The sequence below is a fragment of the Streptomyces sp. YKOK-I1 genome (genome assembly GCF_054660435.1).
In genome coordinates this window covers 6953322-6973586 of sequence record NZ_BAAGDR010000001.1, presented here as the reverse complement: position 1 = coordinate 6973586, position 20265 = coordinate 6953322, and the positions used below count along the sequence as shown (strand labels likewise).

16 protein-coding genes are annotated in these 20265 nt (G+C 72.7%); 9 read left to right on the top strand and 7 right to left on the bottom strand.

The features are described from left to right. The first annotated feature begins 37 nt into the window (after positions 1-37). Together ACYQ8Q_RS31220 and ACYQ8Q_RS31215 are read left to right on the top strand one after the other, a co-directional pair. Positions 38-802 (top strand): AIM24 family protein, encoded by a 765-nt coding sequence (locus ACYQ8Q_RS31220; protein ID WP_460073569.1) that lies wholly within the window; start codon positions 38-40, stop codon positions 800-802. Positions 803-894: 92 nt separating this feature from the next. Beyond that, positions 895-1371, top strand: a complete 477-nt coding sequence (locus ACYQ8Q_RS31215) for a MarR family winged helix-turn-helix transcriptional regulator (protein WP_133917204.1) — start codon at positions 895-897, stop codon at positions 1369-1371. 73 nt (positions 1372-1444) lie between these two features. Here ACYQ8Q_RS31215 and ACYQ8Q_RS31210 read toward each other — a convergent pair whose 3' ends face one another. From ACYQ8Q_RS31210 to ACYQ8Q_RS31200, 3 genes are all read right to left on the bottom strand, one after another. Then, on the bottom strand, positions 1445-2635 hold the full coding sequence (locus ACYQ8Q_RS31210; RefSeq protein ID WP_460069574.1) for an MFS transporter: 1191 nt from the start codon (positions 2633-2635) through the stop codon (positions 1445-1447). A gap of 142 nt (positions 2636-2777) precedes the next feature. Then, positions 2778-3734 (bottom strand): methylmalonyl Co-A mutase-associated GTPase MeaB, encoded by a 957-nt coding sequence (gene meaB, locus ACYQ8Q_RS31205; protein ID WP_460073567.1) that lies wholly within the window; start codon positions 3732-3734, stop codon positions 2778-2780. Between the two features lie 765 nt (positions 3735-4499). Further along, the gene (locus tag ACYQ8Q_RS31200; RefSeq protein WP_460069573.1) at positions 4500-5711 is read right to left on the bottom strand and encodes an acetyl-CoA C-acetyltransferase; all 1212 of its coding nucleotides are present in this window, start codon (positions 5709-5711) and stop codon (positions 4500-4502) included. Between the two features lie 151 nt (positions 5712-5862). On the opposite strand from ACYQ8Q_RS31200, the gene mce reads away from it, so the two are divergent. From mce to ACYQ8Q_RS31175, 5 genes are all read left to right on the top strand, one after another. Further along, positions 5863-6303 carry a methylmalonyl-CoA epimerase gene (gene mce / locus ACYQ8Q_RS31195; protein WP_107441870.1) on the top strand — a complete coding sequence of 147 codons (441 nt, stop codon included), beginning with the start codon at positions 5863-5865 and terminating at the stop codon, positions 6301-6303. A gap of 232 nt (positions 6304-6535) precedes the next feature. After that, complete coding sequence (gene scy / locus ACYQ8Q_RS31190; protein WP_460069570.1) at positions 6536-10417, top strand: polarized growth protein Scy; 3882 nt, start codon at positions 6536-6538, stop codon at positions 10415-10417. Between the two features lie 183 nt (positions 10418-10600). Beyond that, entirely contained in the window at positions 10601-11539 is a 939-nt protein-coding gene (locus ACYQ8Q_RS31185; protein ID WP_359272381.1) for a coiled-coil domain-containing protein, read from the top strand. Between the two features lie 192 nt (positions 11540-11731). Then, positions 11732-13165, top strand: coding sequence for an ABC transporter ATP-binding protein (locus tag ACYQ8Q_RS31180; RefSeq protein WP_460069568.1), 1434 nt, complete (start codon positions 11732-11734; stop codon positions 13163-13165). After that, entirely contained in the window at positions 13162-14040 is an 879-nt protein-coding gene (locus tag ACYQ8Q_RS31175) for an ABC transporter permease (protein ID WP_460069567.1), read from the top strand. The genes ACYQ8Q_RS31180 and ACYQ8Q_RS31175 overlap by 4 nt, the downstream gene beginning before the upstream one ends. Positions 14041-14052: 12 nt before the next feature. On the opposite strand, the gene ACYQ8Q_RS31170 is transcribed toward ACYQ8Q_RS31175, so the two are convergent. Then, positions 14053-14403: an ATP/GTP-binding protein gene (locus tag ACYQ8Q_RS31170; protein WP_460069566.1), complete on the bottom strand. Its 351-nt coding sequence runs from the start codon at positions 14401-14403 to the stop codon at positions 14053-14055. A 222-nt stretch (positions 14404-14625) separates the two neighbouring features. Between ACYQ8Q_RS31170 and ACYQ8Q_RS31165 the strand changes: the two genes are divergently transcribed. Further along, the gene (locus ACYQ8Q_RS31165) at positions 14626-15654 is read left to right on the top strand and encodes an LLM class flavin-dependent oxidoreductase (protein ID WP_460069564.1); all 1029 of its coding nucleotides are present in this window, start codon (positions 14626-14628) and stop codon (positions 15652-15654) included. A gap of 89 nt (positions 15655-15743) precedes the next feature. On the opposite strand, the gene ACYQ8Q_RS31160 is transcribed toward ACYQ8Q_RS31165, so the two are convergent. After that, on the bottom strand, positions 15744-16136 hold the full coding sequence (locus ACYQ8Q_RS31160) for an SCO5389 family protein (protein WP_358999350.1): 393 nt from the start codon (positions 16134-16136) through the stop codon (positions 15744-15746). 264 nt (positions 16137-16400) lie between these two features. On the opposite strand from ACYQ8Q_RS31160, the gene nucS reads away from it, so the two are divergent. Continuing rightward, positions 16401-17072 carry an endonuclease NucS gene (nucS, locus tag ACYQ8Q_RS31155; RefSeq protein WP_460069562.1) on the top strand — a complete coding sequence of 224 codons (672 nt, stop codon included), beginning with the start codon at positions 16401-16403 and terminating at the stop codon, positions 17070-17072. An 84-nt stretch (positions 17073-17156) separates the two neighbouring features. Here the strand turns inward: nucS and ACYQ8Q_RS31150 are convergent, their stop codons facing one another. Both ACYQ8Q_RS31150 and ACYQ8Q_RS31145 read right to left on the bottom strand, forming a co-directional pair. Beyond that, positions 17157-19658, bottom strand: a complete 2502-nt coding sequence (locus ACYQ8Q_RS31150) for an ATP-binding protein (RefSeq protein ID WP_460069560.1) — start codon at positions 19656-19658, stop codon at positions 17157-17159. Between the two features lie 248 nt (positions 19659-19906). Further along, complete coding sequence (locus tag ACYQ8Q_RS31145; RefSeq protein ID WP_020131168.1) at positions 19907-20230, bottom strand: STAS domain-containing protein; 324 nt, start codon at positions 20228-20230, stop codon at positions 19907-19909. Between the last annotated feature and the right edge of the window lie 35 nt (positions 20231-20265).

Sequence of the window (20265 nt, the reverse complement as noted above, 5' to 3'; positions counted from 1 at the left end):
GGGCGCGGGCCATGCCGGCCCCACCGTGTACGACCCGATGACCCTCCCGGTCGACGACAACGTCAACCACTACACCTTCTGTGTGGAGCTGAAGGGGAGCCAGTGGTTCCTCCAGAAGGGGAAGATGATCGCCTACTACGGCTCGATCGACTTCAACGGCATCGGGCACGGCCGGCTGGACCGTCTGGTGCGCACCTCGTTCCATTCGCCTCTGCACGCGAGCGACTGGGTCGTGGCGGAGGGCTCGGGCAAGATGCTCCTCGCCGACCGGGCCTTCGACGTCAATTCGTACGACCTGGACGACGGCAATCTGACCATTCGCTCGGGCAATCTGCTCGCTTTTCAGCCAACTCTGTCCCTCAAGCAGTCGATCGTGCCGGGATTTCTCACGCTGATCGGAACCGGAAAGTTCGTGGCCGCATCTAACGGCCCGGTGGTGTTCATGGAACCTCCCCTTCGGGTGGATCCCCAGGCACTCGTCGGCTGGGCCGACTGCCCCTCCCCGTGCCATCACTACGACCACGGGTACATGACGGGTGTCATGGGCGGTCTACGTGCGCTGACGGGCCTCGGCGGGGCCTCCGGGGAGGAGCACCAGTTCGAGTTCGTCGGTGCCGGCACGGTGCTGCTGCAGTCGACCGAGACCCTCATGGTGGAGCAGGCCACGGGGGCCGTTCCGCATGAGCCGGGAGTGCCCGGCGGGGGCGGAATGCCAGGTGTCCCGGGTGGGCACGGCGGTCAGAGCGGCGTACCGCGCCTTCCCGGACAGCTGGGAGACCTCCAGCGTCGCTTCGGGCTGTGAGCGGTAGTCTGCGGAGTGTGACATCGAACGCGTGCGCACCGTCACACCACCCTCACTAGTTCGCCTTTCAACATTTTAGGTAGACTTCACATATGGAGACCGAAACGGCCACGCGCTGGCTGACCGATGCGGAGCAGTGCGCCTGGCGCACCCACCTGGAGGTCAACAGGCTGTTGACGTACCAGCTCGAGAAGGACCTGCAGCCGTTCGGCCTGACCATGAACGACTACGAGATCCTGGTGAACCTCTCCGAGTCGGAGGACGTCCGGATGCGGATGAGCGACCTCGCGTCCGCCACCCTCCAGTCCAAGAGCCGTCTCTCGCACCAGATCACCCGCATGGAGAACGCGAACCTGGTCCGGCGCGAGAACTGCGAGTCCGACCGCCGGGGGCTCTACGCGGTCCTGACCGAGCATGGCATGGAGACCATGATGAAGGTCGCCCCGCATCATGTGGCATCCGTGCGCCGGCACTTCATCGACCTCCTCTCCCCCGAGGCCCTCGTGGACCTCGACAAGTCCCTGAAGCCGATCGCCGAGCACCTGCGCGGCCAGCGGGGACGCCCGTAACCACACCCGGGCGACCGCCGGCCGGGGCCCGGTCCGGGCTCCGGCCGGCGGCGTTCCGCGCGCACCGGGAAGGTCACGCGGGCACGCGCCGACCGCCCCCGACGGAGCGCAGGGCGACGGCCGACGCCGTCGTCAGCACCACCGCGCCCGTCAGTGCGAAGCACGCCGCGACCGGCAGCCGCCCGGCCAGCGCGCCCGCGACCGCCGTACCGGCCGTGCTGCCCGCGTTGACGGCCGTGTTGACCCAGGCCCCGGCCCGCACCCGGGCCTCGGGCGCGGCGCTCTCGTCCGCCATCAGATAGCCGGTGGTGATCGTCGGCGACACGAAGAACCCGACGGCCGCGACGGCCGCGGCGAGGGTGACGACACCCGGTGCCAGTCCGGCGGCGCACAGGGTCAGCCCGAGACCCGCCGTGAGCAGCGGCAGACGTGCCCCGGGAGCGCCCCGCCAGGACACGGCACCGTGCGTCAGCCCGCCGATCGCGCTCCCGGCCGACATCGCCGCCAGCAGCCAGGCCGGGTACGCACCGCCGTAGCCATGGCTCTCGGTGAACGCCACGATCAGCAGGTCGGCCACCCCGATCGCGAGCCCCACGGCCAGGGCGGCGGCCACCGGCCGCGCGAGCCGGCCCGGCCCGCCGCCTCCGCCGCGCCGCCCGGCCCCCTTCCCCGGCGGCACCTCCCGCACCGCCGGGGAGGTCACGAAGGCGGCCGTCCCCACGCCCATCAGGACCGCGCCGAGGCCGATCCCGGCGGCCGGCGGGGCGAACCCGGCCAGGACGCCGACCAGCAGGGGCCCCGTGACGAAGAGCAGTTCCTCGGCGACCCCGTCGAGGCTGTAGGCGCGTTGCAGCAGCCCCCGGTCGGGGGCCAGCCGGCCCCACACCGCCCGCATGGTCGGCCCGAGCGGCGGGCAGCAGGACCCCGCGGCCGCGGCGAGCGGGGCCAGGACGAGCGGGGAGGGGCGGGTGAGGGAGAGGGTCAGCAGGGCCAGGAGGGTGAGGTAGGCGGCGTTCATCGCGGGGAGCGCCCGGCGGGGGCCGAGGCGGTCGACGAGGGCCGCCCGGGCGGGCGACAGGAACACGGCGGTGCCGCCGAACAGGGCCATCACCGCGCCGGCCACGGTGTACGAGCCGCAGGCGCGGGTCACGGAGAGCATCACGGACAGCGGGACGACGCCGTACGACAGCCTGCCGAGCAGGGCGGCGGCGAAGGTGCGGCGGGCATGCGGGAGGCGCAGCACGGCCGCGTAGGAATGCGACATGGGAGTTCCTCGAAGGAGGCGTGAGCGGGGACACCTGAGGGCCACCCGGCCCTTCGTGGGGCGGTGGCTCGGTGCGCGCTCTATGCCTGGGCGAGGAACATGGGGGTCAACGTACCAGCGGGGGCGCCCGCATGACGAGGGATCAGCTCGCGGTGAGGCCCGCGATCAGCTCGTCCGCCGCCCGGTAGGCGTCCAGTTCGCCCGCGACGATCCGCTCGGCCAGGGCGCCGAGGCGGCGGTCGCCGTGCAGGTCTCCGATGCGCCGACGCAGGGCCGTGACGGCGATCGTCTCGACCTCGTGGGCGGCGCGGGCGCGGCGGCGCTCGGTGAGGACGCCGTGCTCCTCCATCCAGGCGCGGTGCTTCTCCAGGGCCTCGACGACCTCGTCGACGCCCTCGGCGCGGGAGGCGACCGTCTTGACGATCGGCGGGCGCCACTCCCCCGGCCTGCGGGGCTGGCCGAGGCCCAGCATGTGGTTCAGTTCCCGGGCGGTGGCGTCGGCGCCGTCCCGGTCGGCCTTGTTGACGACGTACACATCGCCGATCTCCAGGATCCCGGCCTTGGCCGCCTGGATGCCGTCGCCCATGCCGGGGGCGAGCAGGACGACGCTGGTGTCCGCCTGGGAGGCGATCTCGACCTCCGACTGGCCGACGCCGACCGTCTCGACCAGGATCACCTCGCAGCCCGCCGCGTCCAGCACCCGGATCGCCTGCGGGGCGGACCAGGCGAGGCCGCCCAGATGGCCCCGGGTGGCCATGGAGCGGATGTAGACACCGGGGTCCGAGGCATGGTCGGACATCCGCACCCGGTCGCCGAGCAGGGCGCCGCCGGAGAACGGCGACGACGGGTCCACGGCGAGCACGCCGACCCGCCTGCCCTGTCTGCGGTACGCCGTCACCAGCGCGGACGTCGAGGTGGACTTGCCGACGCCCGGGGAGCCGGTGAGGCCGACGACATAGGCGTTGCCGGTGAGCGGGGCCAGGGCCGCCATGACCTCACGGAGCTGCGGGGACGCCCCCTCCACGAGCGAGATCAGCCGGGCCACGGCCCTGGGCCGACCTTCCCTGGCCTGGGCGACCAGCGAGGGCACGTCCTGCATCACAGCTCCGTTCACGAAGAGATCCACCACGGACCGAACCGCCGACTCAGTCCACGGACCGGGGCCGCCGCACCGGGCCACGTACCCAGACCACAGACTCAGACCACGGACCCGGGCCGCCCCATCGGGCTACACACCCAGGCCGACAGCTCAAGCCACAGACCCGGACCACCAGCTCAAGCCACAGGCCCAGGCCGTCGGCTCAAGCCACAGGCCCAGGCCGTCGGCTCAAGCCACGGACCCAGACCGCCGCATCGGGCCGCAGACCCAAGCCAGCGGCCCAAGCCACGGACCCTAACCAGCGGCTCAAGCCACGAACCCGGACCGCCAGCTCAGGCCATAGACCCAGGCCCACCAGCTCAAGCCACAGACCCAGACCACCGGCTCAAGCCACAGGCCCAGGCCACCAGCTCAGGCCACAGGCCCAGGCCGTCGGCTCAGGCCACGGACCCGGACCACCAGCTCAAGCCCCAGGCCCAGGCCGCCGCATCGGGCCGCAGACCCAAGCCAGCGGCCCAAGCCACGGACCCTAACCAGCGGCTCAGGCCACGAACCCGGACCGCCAGCTCAGGCCATAGACCCAGGCCCACCAGCTCAAGCCACAGACCCAGACCACCGGCTCAAGCCACAGACCCAGGCCGCCGGCTCAAGCCCCAGGCCCAGACCGCCGCATCGGGCCGCAGACCCAAGCACCCGAGCCCGGGCCGCAGGCGCAAGCCGCAGACCCGGGCCGGTGGCTCAAGCCCGCGGGGCCGGGCCAGCGGCTCAGGCCTTGGGTACGCGGACGATCAGGGCGTCGCCCTGGCCGCCGCCGCCGCAGAGCGCGGCCGCGCCGACGCCGCCGCCGCGCCGCCTGAGCTCCAGGGCCAGGTGGAGGACGAGGCGGGCGCCGGACATGCCGATCGGGTGGCCGAGGGCGATCGCACCCCCGTTGACGTTCACCTTTTCCGTGGACACGCCGAGGTCCTTCATTGACTGGACCGCGACGGCGGCGAAGGCCTCGTTGATCTCGATGAGGTCGAGGTCCGCGACGCCGAGGCCCTCCTTCGCGAGGGCGTGCGTGATGGCGTTGGAGGGCTGGGACTGGAGCGAGTTGTCCGGGCCCGCCACGTTGCCGTGGGCGCCGATCTCGGCGATCCAGGCGAGCCCCAGCTCCTCGGCCTTGGCCTTGCTCATCACGACGACCGCGGCGGCGCCGTCGGAGATCTGCGAGGACGTGCCCGCGGTGATCGTGCCGTCCCTGGTGAAGGCCGGGCGCAGCTTGCCGAGCGACTCCGCGGTGGTGTCGCCGCGGATGCCCTCGTCCTTGCTGAAGACCACCGGCTCGCCCTTGCGCTGCGGGATCTCGACCGGGGTGATCTCGGCCTCGAAGATCCCGTTCTTCTGCGCGGCGGCGGCCCGCTGGTGGGACAGCGCGGCGATCTCGTCCTGCTCGGGGCGCAGGATGCCGAGGCGCGTGTTGTGCTTCTCCGTGGACTCGCCCATGGCGATGTTCTCGAAGGCGTCGGTGAGACCGTCGTACGCCATCGCGTCGAGCATCTCGATCGCGCCGTACTTGAAGCCCTCGCGGGACTTCGGCAGCAGGTGGGGGGCGTTGGTCATGGACTCCTGGCCGCCCGCGACGACCACGTCGAACTCACCCGCGCGGATCAGCTGGTCGGCCAGCGCGATCGCGTCGAGGCCGGACAGACACACCTTGTTGATGGTGAGCGCCGGGACGTTCATCGGGATGCCGGCCTTGACGGCGGCCTGGCGGGCCGGGATCTGGCCCGCTCCGGCCTGGAGCACCTGGCCCATGATCACATACTGCACCTGGTCGCCGCCGATCCCGGCGCGGTCCAGGGCGGCCTTGATCGCGAAGCCGCCGAGGTCGGCTCCGGAGAAGGACTTCAGCGAGCCCAGCAGCCGTCCCATGGGCGTCCGCGCGCCCGCGACGATCACCGAGGTCCTGCTGTTCGTTCCAGTCGATCCAGTCATGAGCTGCGAATCCCCTTACCGGCCTGCACTGGCCGAGGAGTGAACGAGGGTTTACTGCGAATGTACTGAGTGGCACTCCGTGCCGTCATCGGCCCTTCAGTGTGATCGCGCGCACGTTGCGTAACCACCTCCGCCGCGCTCCACTAACACCATGCTGACGCGAATCGACCACATCGGGATCGCCTGTCACGACCTCGACGCGACTGTCGAGTTCTACCGCTCCACGTACGGATTCGAGGTGTTCCACTCGGAGGTCAACGAGGAGCAGGGTGTCCGGGAAGCCATGCTCAAGATCAACGAGACCTCCGACGGCGGCGCCTCCTACCTGCAGCTTCTGGAGCCGACCCGCCCGGACTCCACCGTCGCCAAGTGGCTCGACAAGAACGGCGAGGGCGTCCACCACATCGCTTTCGGTACGGCGGATGTGGACGGCGAGGCCGCGGACATCCGCTCCAAGGGCGTACGCGTTCTGTACGAAGAGCCGCGACGCGGCTCCATGGGGTCACGAATCACCTTCCTGCACCCCAAGGATTGCCACGGAGTACTGACAGAACTGGTCACTTCGGCACCTGTTGAGTCACCTGAGCACTGACCCTCGTACATATGGGCCGGTAGGGTTGGGGGCGGTCGTCGCTCCACCAGGGCGGCCGGTCCTGCTGCCTTGGACGGCGGGACGTTGCCGGGGTCCGGGTTTCGGGGGACGAGCGTCGGGGCAGCAGCCCATGCTCCGTCGTTGATCTGACACCATTCCCCGGGGGCCCCGTTCGGCGGATGGACGGAGCTCGTTCGGCAAGCTTGCGACCAGGGACGGATGGGACCGCGCAGTGCGGGGCTACGAGAGCCAGGAGCGGGAACCGGCGGCTGACGTCGACCACCTCACACGGTTCGAAGCCGAGATGAAGCGGCTGAAGACCGAGCGTGAGAAGGCGATCCAGCATGCCGAGGACCTCGGCTACCAGGTCGAGGTGCTGCGCGCCAAGTTGCACGAGGCGCGCCGCACACTCATGTCCCGGCCGTCCTTCGACGGCGGCGACCTCGGGTACCAGGCCGAGCAGATGCTGCGCAACGCGCAGATGCAGGCCGACCAGTTGCGCCAGGACGCCGAGCGTGAGCTGAGCCAGGTCCGCGCGCAGACCCAGCGCATCCTCCAGGAGCACGCCGAGCAGGCGGCCCGGCTCCAGGCCGAGCTGCACCAGGAGGCCGTCAGCCGGCGCCAGCAGCTCGACCAGGAGCTGGCGGAGCGCCGGCAGACCGTCGAGTCGCACGTCAACGAGAACGTGGCCTGGGCGGAGCAGCTGCGCGCCCGGACCGAGGCCCAGGCCCGCCGTCTCCTCGAGGAGTCCCGGGCCGAGGCCGAGCAGGCCATGGCCGCCGCCCGCGCCGAGGCCGAACGGGTGGCCGCGGAGGCCCGCCAGCGGCTCCAGGCCGACGCGGAGCAGACCCGCGCGGAGGCCGAGCAGCTCCTGCTGCGCGCCCGCACCGACGCCGAGCGGATGCTGAACGCCGCCTCCACCCAGGCCCAGGAGGCCACCGAGCACGCCGAGGCGATGCGCAGCTCCACGGCGAACGAGTCGGACTCGGCCCGCCGCCACGCGGGTGAGCTGAGCCGCGCCGCCGAGCAGCGGATGGCCGACGCCGAGGAGGCGCTGCGCAAGGCCCAGTCCGAGGCCGAGAAGGTCGTCGCCGAGGCCAATGCCTCCGCCGAGAAGGCCCTCGCGAGCGCCGAGGCCACCAACGAGCAGCGCACCCGTACGGCGAAGGAGCAGGTCGCCCGGCTGGTCACCGAGGCCAGCCAGGAGGCCGAGACCACCAAGGCGGACGCGGAGCAGGTCGTCGCCGACGCCCGCGCCGAGGCCGAGAAGATCGTCGCGGAGGCCTCCGAGAAGGCCCGCACGATCACCGCCGAGGAGAGCGCCACCCAGCTGTCGAAGGCGGCCAAGACCGCCGAGGACGTCCTCAACAAGGCGCAGGCGGACGCGCGGGGCACCACCAAGGCCGCCGCCGAGGAGGCCGAGCGGATCCGCCGGGAGGCGGAGAACGAGGCGGACCGGCTGCGCGCCGAGGCGCACGACATCGCCGAGCAGCTCAAGGGCTCCGCGAAGGACGACACCAAGGAGTACCGCGCCAAGACGGTCGAGCTGCAGGAGGAGGCGCGCCGGCTGCGCGGCGAGGCCGAGCAGCTGCGCTCGGACGCGGTCGGCGAGGGCGAGAAGATCCGCGCGGAGGCCCGCAGGGAGGCCGTCCAGCAGATCGAGGAGGCCGCCCGGTCGGCCGAGGAGCTGCTGTCCAAGGCGAAGGCCGACGCGGACGAGCTGCGCCAGAAGGCCACGGCGGACAGCGAGAAGGTCCGCACCGAGGCCATCGAGCGCGCCACCACCCTGCGCCGGCAGGCCGAGGAAACCCTGGAGCGCACCCGCGCCGAGGCCGAGCGCTCCCGCGAGGAGGCGGTGGAGCTCGCCGAGACCATCACCTCCGGCGCCGAGCGCGCGGCGGAGGAGCTGCGCGAGGAGACCGAGCGCGGGGTCGAGGCCCGGCAGGCGGAGGCCGCCGAGGAGCTGACCCGGCTGCACACGGAGGCCGAGTCGCGGCTGGCGTCCGCCGAGCAGGCGCTGACGGACGCGCGTGAGGAGGCCGCCCGGATCCGCCGCGAGGCCGCCGACGAGGCCGACCGGCTGCGCACCGAGGCCGCCGAGCGGATCCGTACGCTCCAGCAGCAGGCCGCCGACGAGATCGACCGGCTGCGCACCGAGGCCGCGGCCGACGCGTCCGCCTCGCGCGCCGAGGGCGAGGCCGTCGCCGTACGCCTGCGGTCGGATGCCGCGGCCGAGGCCGAGCGGCTCAAGAACGAGGCGCAGGACTTCGCCGACCGGGTGCGCACGGAGGCCACGGCGGCCGCCGAGCGGCTGGCCGACGAGGCGACCGAGACGCTGGACGCCGCCCAGGAGGAGGCCGTCCGCCGGCGCCGCGAGGCCGAGGAGCTCCTCGGCTCCGCCCGTCAGGAGGCCGACCAGGAGCGCGAGCGGGCCCGGGCGCAGTCCGAGGAGCTGCTGGCGTCGGCGCGCAACCGGGTGGAGGAGGCGCAGACCGAGGCGGTCCGGCTGGTCGAGGAGGCCGACCGGCGCTCCGGCGAGATGGTCGGCGCGGCCGAACTCCACGCCCAGCAGGTACGGGACTCCGTGACGGGGCTGCACGAGCAGGCCCAGGAGGAGATCAACGGGCTGCGCTCGGCCGCCGAGCACGCCGCGGACCGCACCCGGCGGGAGGCCGAGGAGGAGGCGGACCGGGTCCGCTCCGACGCCTACGCCGAGCGGGAGCGGGCCAGCGAGGACGCGAGCCGGATCCGCCGCGAGGCGAACGACGCCGCCGAGGCGGCGCAGGAACTGGCCGAGCGGACCGTCGGCGAGGCGATCGCGGAGGCCGAGCGGCTGCGCGCGGAGTCGTCGGCGTACGCCCAGCGGGTGCGCACGGAGGCCTCGGACGCGCTGGCGGAGGCCGACCAGGCCGCGTCCCGCACCCGGGCCGAGGCCCGCGAGGACGCCAACCGCATCCGGTCGGACGCGGCGACCCAGGCGGACACCCTGATCACCGAGGCCCGCAACGAGGCGGAGCGGCTCCAGACGGAGACCATCGCCGAGGCGGAGCGGCTGACGGCCGACACGGCCGCGGAGGCCGAGCGGGTCCGTGCCGAGTCCGTCGCCCGGGCGGAGAAGCTGATCCAGGACGCGAGCGGCGACGCGGAGCGGCTGCGGGCCGAGGCCGCCGAGACGGTGGGTTCGGCGCAGCAGGCCGCCGAGCGGATCCGGCTGGAGTCGGAGCGGGTCAAGGCGCAGGCGGCGGCGGAGGCCGACCGCATGCTGAGCGTGGCCCGCGACGAGGCCGACGAGACGCTGGACTCCTCCCGCAAGGAGGCCAACAGGCGGCGCTCCGAGGCGGCCGAGCAGGTCGACACGCTCATCACGGAGACCACGGCCGAGGTCGACAAGCTGCTGACGGAGGCTCAGGAGCAGGCGCTGCAGACCACCGCGGACGCCGAGACGCAGGCCGACTCGATGGTGGGCGCGGCCCGTACCGAGGCCGACCGGCTGGTCTCCGAGGCGACGCGCGAGGGCAACACCCGGGTGGAGAAGGCCCGTACGGACGCGGACGAGCTGCTCGTCGGCGCCCGCCGGGACGCCACCGCCATAAGGGAGCGCGCGGAGGAGCTGCGCGACCGCATCACCGCCGAGATCGAGTCGCTGCACGAGCGGGCCCGCCGCGAGGCCGCGGAGACGATGAAGTCGACCGGCGACCGCTGCGACGCGCTGATCAAGGCGTCCGAGGAGCAGCTCGCCAAGGCGCAGGCCAAGGCGAAGGAGCTGGTGTCGGAGGCCAACTCCGAGGCCGGCAAGGTCCGGATCGCCGCCGTGAAGAAGGCGGAGGGCCTGCTGAAGGAGGCCGAGCAGAAGAAGTCGGCGCTGATCCGGGAGGCCGAGGAGCTCAAGGCCGAGGCGATCCGCGAGGCGCGGCTCACGGTCGAGGAGGGCAAGCGCGAGCTGGAGGTCCTGGTGCGGCGGCGTGAGGACATCAACGCCGAGATCTCCCGGGTCCAGGATGTGCTGGAGGCGCTGGAGTCCTTCGAGATCCCGTCCGGGAACAAGGACGGGAGCGTCCGGGCCGGCGCGAGCATCGGCGCGCCACGATCGGGTGGGAAGTCCACTGACGGCTAACAGAATGTGTGGATTGCGTTAAAGTCTGCCCTCTTACCCTGAGTTTTTGGCAAGGGGTGTGGGGTTCAGCCACCCAAAAGGGGTGTCATTCCTCAGATCAAACACGCATACGCTCGATGACACAGCGCTCTGGCCCCTAGGATTCCACCTATCACCTCACCGGTCTCATTCGACAGGAACCCCATGAGCGACACTTCCCCCTACGGCTTCGAGCTAGTGCGGCGTGGGTACGACCGCGCTCAGGTGGACGAACGGATCTCCAAGCTCGTCTCCGACCGTGACAGCGCTCTCGCCCGCATCACCGCTCTGGAAAAGCGCATCGAGGAGCTCCACCTCGAGACCCAGAACGCCCAGGCCCAGGTCACCGACGCCGAGCCGTCGTACGCCGGGCTCGGCGCGCGGGTCGAGAAGATCCTCCGCCTCGCCGAGGAGGAGGCCAAGGATCTGCGCGAGGAAGCCCGTCGCGCGTCCGAGCAGCACCGCGAGCTCGCCGAGTCGGCGGCCCAGCAGGTGCGCAACGACGCAGAATCGTTCGCTGCGGACCGCAAGGCCAAGGCAGAGGACGAGGGCGTCCGGATCGTCGAGAAGGCCAAGAGCGACGCGTCGCAGCTGCGCCAGGAGGCCCAGAAGGACGCGCAGTCGAAGCGCGAGGAGGCGGACGCCCTCTTCGAGGAGACCCGCGCCAAGGCCGCGCAGGCCGCCGCCGACTTCGAGACCAACCTGGCCAAGCGCCGCGAGCAGTCCGAGCGTGACCTGGCGTCCCGTCAGCAGAAGGCGGAGAAGCGTCTCGCGGAGATCGAGCACCGCGCGGAGCAGCTGCGCCTGGAGGCGGAGAAGCTGCGCACGGACGCCGAGCGCCGCGCCCGCCAGACCGTCGAGACGGCGCAGCGCCAGGCCGAGGACATCGTGGCCGACGCCAACGCCAAGGCGGACCGGATCCGTTCGGAATCCGAGCGCGAGCTGGCGGCCCTCACCAACCGCCGCGACAGCATCAACGCGCAGCTGACGAACGTCCGCGAGATGCTCGCCACGCTGACGGGCGCCGCGGTGGCCGCGGCCGGCGCGCCGGTCGCGGACGACGAGCCGATCTCCCGCGGAGTGCCGGCGCAGCAGTCCCGGTAACCCTCGGGGTACACCGGCCGATGTCGGACGAAGCCCGTTGCCAGGGGTGGCAGCGGGCTTCGTGGCGTGCGGACCGGTGTGAAGCTCTGGGCTTTACTTTGATTTGGGCGGAACCGTCAGCGCCTCGATAAGCTCCTAACCCTTACGGGGGCGTGTGCCCCGCTGTCCTGAACCTGTCGATGGGTGCGGAGCATGATCGAGGCAGTCGGCCTGACCAAGCGCTACGGCGACAAGACCGCTGTGTACAACCTTTCCTTCCAGGTACGGCCGGGTGCCGTCACCGGCTTCCTCGGGCCGAACGGCTCGGGCAAGTCGACGACGATGAGGATGATCCTCGGCCTGGACAACCCCACCTCGGGGACGGTCACGATCGGCGGCTACCCGTACCGCAGGCTGCCGAACGCGGCCCGCCAGGTGGGTGCGCTGCTCGACGCCAAGGCCGTGCACGGCGGCAGGTCGGCGCGCAGCCATCTGCTGTCCCTGGCCCAGCTCTCGGGCATCCCCGCCCGCCGGGTGGACGAGGTGCTCGGCGTGGTCGGGCTCCAGGACGTGGCGAAGCGGCGCTCCAAGGGCTTCTCGCTCGGTATGGGGCAGCGGCTCGGCATCGCGGCGGCGCTGCTCGGCGATCCGCAGGTGCTGCTGTTCGACGAGCCGGTCAACGGCCTCGACCCCGAGGGCATCCTCTGGGTGCGCAACCTGATGAAGTCCCTCGCGGCGGAGGGCCGCACGGTCTTCGTCTCCTCGCACCTGATGAGCGAGATGGCGCTGACCGCGGACCATCTGATCGTGATCGGACGCGGTCAGCTGCTGTCCGACATGAGCGTGAGGGACTTCATCTCGGCCAACTCGGCGGACTTCGCGCGGGTCCGCACCCCGCAGACCGAGCCGCAGCTCCGCGAGAAGCTCGCGGGGGCGCTGTCGGCGGCGGGCGGCCATGTCCTGCCCGAGCAGGACGGCGCCCTGCGGGTGACCGGACTGGCGCTGCCGCAGATCAGTGACATCGCCCACGACACGGACGTACGCCTGTGGGAGCTGTCGCCGCACCAGGCCTCGCTGGAGGAGGCGTACATGCGGATGACGCAGGGCGCCGTCGACTACCGCTCGACGACCGACCAGAAGGAAGGCCTCCAGCAGCCGCTGCCGCCCGGCGCCATGCCGCCCATGCCGGTCCCCGGCCAGGGACAGCCCGGCTGGTACGCCCCACCGCCCCCGCAGCACGGCTACGCCCCGCCGCAGCCCGCGCAGCCGTACGGCACCGGCTACGGCGCCCCCGTCGCGCCCCCGGCCCCGGCCGGCGCCAACCCGTACGCCCAGGCTCCCGCGCCGTCGGCCGGAAGCCCGGTACCGCCCGCAGCGGCTGCCGCCCCGGCAGAGGCCCCGAGGGCCACCGCCCAGGCTGCCCCGCCGGTGGCCCCGACCACCGCCCAGACCGCCCCGTCCGTAGCGCCGGCCGCCGCCCAGACCACCCCGCCGGTGGCCCCGGCCGCCGCGCAGACCGCCCCGTCGGTGGCGGCCGCCGCGCAGGCCGTCGCTTCGCAGGGGTCGGTGGCGGTCGCTCCTGCTTCGCCGGCGAAGGCCCCCGTTTCCGATGCCGCCCCGACGACTCAGCCCGAGGACGCCCGATGAGCACCCCGCAGCACCCGGCCCCGCAGGCCGCCGCGCCCGGCTGGCAGGGGGCGCCCGGTCCCTCGTACGCCGTCCCGGGCTACACCTCGCCGATTCCCGTCGTGCGCACGCACCTCGGGCACGCCATCGCGTCGGAGTGGACGAAGATCCGGTCGGTGCGGTCGACGATGTGGACGCTCGGGGTGTTCGTGCTCCTCGTCGTCGGCATCGGGATGATGGTCGCGCTGATCGTCGACGCGAACGCCTCCGAGGGCGACCTCGCGGGTGACAGCCCGCTGTCCTTCGGCTTCTTCGGCGTGCTCCTGGGCAGCATGCCGATCATCACGCTCGGCGTGCTCACCACCGCCTCCGAGTACGGCACCGGCATGATCCGCACCACGATGGTCGCCTGCCCCTCGCGCGGCCGGGTCCTCGCGGCGAAGGGCATCGTGTTCTTCGCGATCGCGTTCGTCGTGACCCTGGTCTCCACCGGATTCGTCGCCATGGTGGACGCGGCGCTGTTCACCGACGCGCGCGAGCCCTCGGCCGGCGAGTGGCTGAAGGCCACCGTCGGCGTGTCCCTCTACATCGCGTTGCTGGGGCTGCTGTCCCTGGCCGTCGGCTCGATCATCCGGCACTCCGCGGGCGCCATCACCATCATGATCGGCCTGCTGCTGGCCCCGCTGGTCATCGCGATCTTCATGTTCTCCGAGTCGCTGCAGAAGCTGCGCGAGGCCCTGTTCGAGTACTCGATCCCCAGCCAGCTCGGCGTCTGGTACTCCACCCAGCTCAGCGAGACCGGCCCCTCCGGCTGGGACCCGCTGTGGATCGCGCTCGGCGTCACGGCCGCCGCGTTCGCCGGGGCCTTCGCCCTGCTGGAGAAGCGGGACGTCTAGCCGGGAGCACGCTCAGAAGCGAGGCGCGTTACGGGACCGCTGCACCCCCGGGGTGCGGCGGTCCCGCGCGTTCCAGCAGGCCTTGTGCCAGTGCCGGCGGTCGTCGACGCCCGCGTGCTCGGGCCAGGCGACGACATGCGGCACCCCGTCCGGGATCATCAGGTCGCAGCCGGGGCACCGGTAGCTCTTGCCCTGCGCGCTCGCGCCGGCCACATGCCGTACGTTCCACTCCTCGCCCTGCCAGCTCACCGAGGACTGCCAGCCGCCGTACCGGCTCGCGCGGTCGTCCTCGGCGCTCCGGCCGGACGAGCCGGACGCGCCGGACGGATCGGCACCCTTGGGTCGGTTGCGACGCGGGGACACGGAACACCTCACAGGGCTATACAGGAAGCAGGGTTCCCGTCCAGCCTACGCGGCGCCGACACGGGTACCCGGAAGGGACCGATCCCCACAAGTCCCCCTGCCCGACACCCCATTCTGCAGACAATCGGCAAATCTCTCCGCCAGGCCGTGTCCTCGGCACGTGTCAGCCGGTTATGCCGGGTGGGGGAGCTCCGTGTCGGAGCCAAGGAAGCAGGAAAGTCCATGCGCGTTGGTAGTTTCGTGTTGGGTGCCCAGTTCCCCGGACAGGGCCAGGGAGAGGCGCTGCACCGCGCGGTCCGCTCCGCGGAGGTCGCCGAGGAGTCGGGCCTCGACTCGGTCTGGCTGGGCGAGCACCACTTCGTGCCGTACGGCACCTGCCCGTCGGCGGTCACCCTCGCCGCGCTGCTGCTGGGCCGCACCCGGCGCATCCGGGTCGGTACGGCGGTGAGCGTGCTGCCCACCGTCCATCCCGTCGCCCTCGGCGAACAGGCCGCGCTGCTGCATCTGACGAGCGGCGGCCGGTTCTCGCTGGGCGTGGGCCGCGGCGGGCCGTGGATCGATCTCGAGGTCTTCGGATCGGGCCTCGCGGCGTACGAGAAGGGGTTCCCGGAATCACTCGATCTGCTGGTGCGCTGGCTGCGCGAGCCGTCCGTGGGAGCGGAGGGCGAACGCTTCCGCTTCCGTGAAGTCCCCGTCGTCCCCCGCCCGTCGGAGGCGCTGACGGACACCGGGGGCCCGGAGGTGATCGTGGCGTGCACCTCACCGGCGAGTGTCCGGCTGGCCGCCGAGCGCGGGCTGCCGATGCTGCTCGGGATGCACGTCGGGGACGAGGAGAAGGCGGAGATGGTCGCCCTGTGGCGGCAGCACGCGCGCGCGGCGGGGCGCTCGGGCGACGAGATCCGGGCCGCGGCCCATGTCTCGGCGGGCGTCTGCCAGCTCGCGGACCGGCGCACGGACGCGGTGGAGACCCTCGTGAAGGCGATGCCGGGCTGGCTGCGGCAGGGGCTCGACGCCCATGTGACGGTGGACGGCCGCCCCCGCTCCATGCGGGACCCGGTGGCGTACACCGAACTGCTCTGCGGGCTGCACCCGGTGGGCACCCCGCGGCTGTGTGCCGACCGTCTCGCGGCGACCTGCGAACGGACCGGCATCTCGCGCTTCGCCCTGCTCGTGGAGGGCTCGGGCGACCTGGCGGCCACCGAGGAGAACGTCCGGCGGCTGGGCGCGGAGGTGCTCCCCCGGCTTCGCTGAACGGGGCGGGACGGCCGGGAGCTTGCCGCTCCGGTACGGTTCGCACCTCCTGCGTGCGGAGCGGCAAGCAACAGGCTCACACCGATGCCTCAGCAGTCCCGGAATTCCGGCGACTGGTTCAGCACCTGGCTGCGCACCGAGGTGAAGCGGGCGAGCTTCTCGTCGACAGCCGCGTCCAACGGGAACACCGCCACCCGGTGGCAGTTCTGGAAGGCCAGCCGGACACCGAAGTGCCGCTGCAGGGCGCCGCGTATGGCGTCACTCGCGAGCGCGCGCAGCAGCTGCCCGCGCGCCTGCTCGTCCGGCGGGGGCGTCTGGTTGTCGGCGAAGGCTCCGCCGTCCACCTTCAGCTGGGCCACCAGGGAGCTGATCATCTCCCATGCGTAGGGCAGGGAGGTCCGGACGCAGTCGACGAATTCAGCTTCGTCGACCTCGCCTCGCTCGGCCTGTTCGAGTAGGGCCGGTGAGACGTCGAGCGACATGGGTTCTCCTCTCGCACCCCTAAGAGAGCAGGGGTTGCCGGACAGGGCACGGGAGTTCGCCATGCCAAAACACCGCAACGCTGAGTACACGCATCGCGACCTCCCGTTTACTACGGTAGGCAACTGACCGTGACGGCACCAGGAGAATGGGCACATAGGCGGTCCCTATGGGGCACACAATCGGCCAGAGTCGGCCGTAGTCCGAACGATCGTTTTCCAGGGCGAATCGCGTGGGGCGCAAGGTGTCGGATAGCGTTGCCGACCATGCGTCTCGTCATCGCCCGGTGCTCCGTCGACTACGCCGGCCGGCTCACCGCCCATCTCCCCTCCGCCCCCCGTCTCATCCTGGTGAAGGCGGACGGCAGCGTCTCGATCCACGCGGACGACCGGGCCTACAAGCCCCTGAACTGGATGTCGCCGCCCTGCACGCTGAAGGAGGGCACGGGCGAGGAGGAGGGCGTCTGGACCGTCGTCAACAAGGGCGGAGAGAAGCTCATCATCACGATGGAGGAGATTCTCCACGACTCGTCGCACGAACTGGGCGTCGATCCGGGCCTGATCAAGGACGGCGTGGAAGCGCACCTCCAGGAGCTGCTCGCCGACCGCATCGAGACCCTCGGCGAGGGCTACACCCTCATCCGCCGCGAGTACATGACGGCCATCGGCCCGGTCGACATCCTCTGCCGGGACGCGACGGGGCAGACCGTCGCGGTCGAGATCAAGCGGCGCGGCGAGATCGACGGCGTGGAGCAACTCACGCGCTATCTGGAGCTGTTGAACCGCGACCCGCATCTCGCGCCGGTCCGCGGCATCTTCGCCGCGCAGGAGATCAAGCCGCAGGCCCGCGTCCTCGCCACGGACCGCGGCATCGGCTGCCAGGTCCTGGACTACGACGCCCTGCGCGGCATCGAGGACGACAAGCTGCGGCTGTTCTGAGCGGACGGTCCCGCGGGGGTGCTACGACGGTGAAGGCCGGGTTCCTGGAGAGGAACCCGGCCTTCGCTCGTGTGCGGGGGTGTCTCAGATCACCGGGTCCGATGTGCTCGCGCCGCTGTTCTGGGAGGAGCTGGCGGAGCTGATCGGGGCGGAGGAGACCGAGCTGCTCGCCGTCGCCGGGCTGCCGCTCGGCGAGCTGGAGGGGCTCGACGACGGACTCGACGAGGGGGACGGCGAGCTGCCCGTACCCGAGCTGCTCGATGCCGACGGGCTCGACGAGGGCGAGGGCCGGGAGGACGGGCTCGATGAGGTGGACCGCGACGGGGACGGGGAGGTGCCGCTGGTCGCCCCCGTCGAGCCGCTCTCCGTCGCCGACGCCGACTCCGACGGCGTGGGGTCGTCCGAGGTCCCCATCGTCCCGTCCGGGCCCGGGTCCGTGGGCCGGCTGGTCGCCGTGCCCGTGTCGCCGGTGCCGGTGTCGGCGCCCGGGGTGTCGGAGTCCAGGCCGCCGTCGTCGAGGCCGGAGCTGGCGGAGGGGTTGACGCCGCCGCGGTCGGCGGGATCGCCCGCGTCGTTGTTGGAGGTCGCGCCGAGCGTGACGACCGTACCGAGGACGGCGACGAGGAGCGCGCCCGCTCCGGCCGCGACGAGGTTGCGCTTGGCGAGGCCCTTGAGGCCGCCCTGGCGCCGGGGCTGCGGGGCCGGGGCGGGCGGCGGGGTCACCGCGCGGTGGACGACGGTCTGGGCCTCGGGCGGATAGGTCGGCAGCGCCGCCTGGATGCCGCGCGGCGGGGACACGGGCTCCTCGGGGCGGGCGTCGGCCACCTCCTCGCCGATCGTCAGGGCGGCGAGGCCCGGCACGTCCCCGGAGGCGTCGGCGACCAGCGCGAGGGCGCGGCGGCCGGCGACGGTGCCGCGCTTGTCGGTGAGGGCGCCGCGCAGCCCGAGGGAGGCCTCGAGTTCGGAGCGGGCCCGGTCGAGGTCCCCGGCGCACAGGGCGAGGACGCCGAGTTCGTGGTGGAAGTAGGCGCGGTCGGCGGACTCCCCGGCGAGCCGGGCCGCCTCGGCGCCCTCGTGCAGGGCGCTCTCCCAGGCGCTCCAGTGCAGTCCGGCGGCGAACGCGGGCGCCGCGGCACGGGCGAGGCGGACCGAGGTGGCCTCCTCGTCCTCGGCGGGCGGGGTCGTCGAGGGCACCACGAGGGCGAGGGCGGTGAGGACGGCGTCCGCCTCGGCGCAGACCCGCTCGGGGGTGACCGAGGGGTGGCCGGCCCACCAGGCGTAGTGCTGGGCGGCGGACGCGGCGCGCGCCTCGGTGTCGTCGTCGTATCCGGCGGCCTCCAGCTGGGTCTGGATGCCGGCGGCGAGCCGGTAGCGGACGCCGACCGGGGAGACCAGTCCGCACGCGACGAGTTCGCCGAGGGCGGCGTCGGCGTGGGTGTCGCCGACCAGGGCGGGCAGATGGGCCTGGTGCGGGACCTCGCCGTCCAGGGCGACGGCGAAGCGCAGGGTGGCGCGGGCGGAGGCGCTGAGCCGGGCGGCGAGCAGCGGGGCGGGCGCGGCGGCCTCGCCGAGGGAGGGCAGGGGTATCTCCTCGGCCTCACCGGCTCCGGCGTCGACGGGGGCGGCGAGCGGGCGGGCGTCCTCGAACACGCCGAACGTGTCCACGGCGTCCACGTCGGCGCGCAGCTGGTCGCGCTGCCGCAGCAGGGCGCCGGCCTGGACGAAGCGCAGCGGCAGGCCCTCGGACTCGAACCAGAGGTCGCCGGCCCAGTTGGCCTCCTCCTCGGTGAGGGTGCGGCCCACGGCGCGCTCGATGACGTCCACGCCGCCGGCCCGGTCGAGGCCGCTGAGGACGACCTCCTCGACGGCGGAGTCGGCGGAGGGCAGCGGGGTGTCGGGGGTGGCGCCGAGCAGGAAGGCGCACTCGGGGGTGGCGTCCAGGAGCTCGTCGAGGAGCGCGCCGCCGAAGCCGAGGTCGTCGACGACCACGACCGCGCCGATCTCCCGGACGAGGGTGCGCAGTTCCTCGGGGTCGGGGCGGTGCAGGTCGGCGTCGTGGACGGTGTGGAAGAGGTCGTGGAGGAGTTCGGCCGGGGTGCGGCCGTAGCCACAGAGGCGGACGACGCCGTCGGGGGCGAGGTCCTCACAGTCCTCGGCGACCAGGTCGAGCAGGCTGGTGCGGCCGGAGCCGGAGGGTCCGGTGAGACGGACGGAGCGGCCGCGGGCGAGCAGGCGGACGAGCTGTTCGCGTTCGTCCTGGCGGCCGAGCAGGGGCTGTTCGGGCCGGGCGGGGCCGGCCGGGGCGGGCGGCCGGGCGGCGAGCTCGTCGTACTCGGCGCGTTCCTCGGCGGACCGCTTGGCGGGGCGGCCGGGCCGCTCCGTGGGCGGGCAGAGTTCGATCTCGCTGCCGTCCACGGGGTTGACCGTGAGGAGATGCTCGCCGGCGACCACGCGGACCGTGCGGGCGGGTCCGGGGGTGTGCGCGCCGAAGTCGGGCGTGAGGGGGTCCCTGGGCGGGCGGGGGCGCGGCGCGCGGCCGTCGCCCTCGTGACCGTACTCCTCGGGCCCCTGGTTCGTCGGGTCCATGGGTTATAGCCCCCCAAGAGCGTCGTGTGGCGGTAGCCCCTCCCGGCCTCGCTGCACACTGCGCTGTCGCTTCTGGTCCGGTGCCCGCTCGGTAGAGGGCCGAGGGCGGCGGGCAGACGAACCGTAAACCTTCGCACAGTATCTACGACAGTCCGGGGTGCCGCGCGGTCCGAGACGTCACAGTCCGGTGAGGATTGGTGCCCGCCGTACGTTTCGCCGCAGGTGGCCCCGTGTCGGCCCCGTCGCGGTCAGACCCGGGGCAGGGACTCCACGCCGATGCCGCCCTCGATGGCGAGGATCCGGTGCAGCCGGGTGGCCACCAGCAGGCGTTGCATCTGCGGGGGTACGCCGCGCAGCACCAGGCGCCGGCCGCAGCGGCCGGCCCGTCGGTGGACGCCCATGATGACGCCGAGTCCGGTGGCGTCCCAGGAGTCCAGTTCGGACAGGTCGAGCACCAGGTCGCCGACGCCGTCGTCCACGGCCGTGTGCAGGGCCGTGCGGGCGTCCGCCGCGCTGCGCACGTCGAGGCGGCCCCCGACGACCAGCTCGACGTGGTCGCCCCTGATGTGCATAGCGCTCCCCTAAGCGTGCGTCTCGTGCTCCGCGG

Bases quoted from the DNA above. Each gene is read 5' to 3' on its own strand.
- ACYQ8Q_RS31210 (WP_460069574.1), bottom strand. From the start codon at position 2,635: ATGTCGCATTCCTACGCGGCCGTGCTGCGCCTCCCGCATGCCCGCCGC.
- ACYQ8Q_RS31185 (WP_359272381.1), top strand. From the start codon at position 10,601: ATGAGCGACACTTCCCCCTACGGCTTCGAGCTAGTGCGGCGTGGGTAC.
- ACYQ8Q_RS31200 (WP_460069573.1), bottom strand. From the start codon at position 5,711: ATGACTGGATCGACTGGAACGAACAGCAGGACCTCGGTGATCGTCGCG.
- ACYQ8Q_RS31215 (WP_133917204.1), top strand. From the start codon at position 895: ATGGAGACCGAAACGGCCACGCGCTGGCTGACCGATGCGGAGCAGTGC.
- ACYQ8Q_RS31180 (WP_460069568.1), top strand. From the start codon at position 11,732: ATGATCGAGGCAGTCGGCCTGACCAAGCGCTACGGCGACAAGACCGCT.
- mce (WP_107441870.1), top strand. From the start codon at position 5,863: ATGCTGACGCGAATCGACCACATCGGGATCGCCTGTCACGACCTCGAC.
- ACYQ8Q_RS31220 (WP_460073569.1), top strand. From the start codon at position 38: ATGACCCTCCCGGTCGACGACAACGTCAACCACTACACCTTCTGTGTG.
- meaB (WP_460073567.1), bottom strand. From the start codon at position 3,734: ATGCAGGACGTGCCCTCGCTGGTCGCCCAGGCCAGGGAAGGTCGGCCC.
- nucS (WP_460069562.1), top strand. From the start codon at position 16,401: ATGCGTCTCGTCATCGCCCGGTGCTCCGTCGACTACGCCGGCCGGCTC.
- ACYQ8Q_RS31150 (WP_460069560.1), bottom strand. From the start codon at position 19,658: ATGGACCCGACGAACCAGGGGCCCGAGGAGTACGGTCACGAGGGCGAC.
- ACYQ8Q_RS31175 (WP_460069567.1), top strand. From the start codon at position 13,162: ATGAGCACCCCGCAGCACCCGGCCCCGCAGGCCGCCGCGCCCGGCTGG.
- ACYQ8Q_RS31165 (WP_460069564.1), top strand. From the start codon at position 14,626: ATGCGCGTTGGTAGTTTCGTGTTGGGTGCCCAGTTCCCCGGACAGGGC.
- ACYQ8Q_RS31160 (WP_358999350.1), bottom strand. From the start codon at position 16,136: ATGTCGCTCGACGTCTCACCGGCCCTACTCGAACAGGCCGAGCGAGGC.
- ACYQ8Q_RS31145 (WP_020131168.1), bottom strand. From the start codon at position 20,230: ATGCACATCAGGGGCGACCACGTCGAGCTGGTCGTCGGGGGCCGCCTC.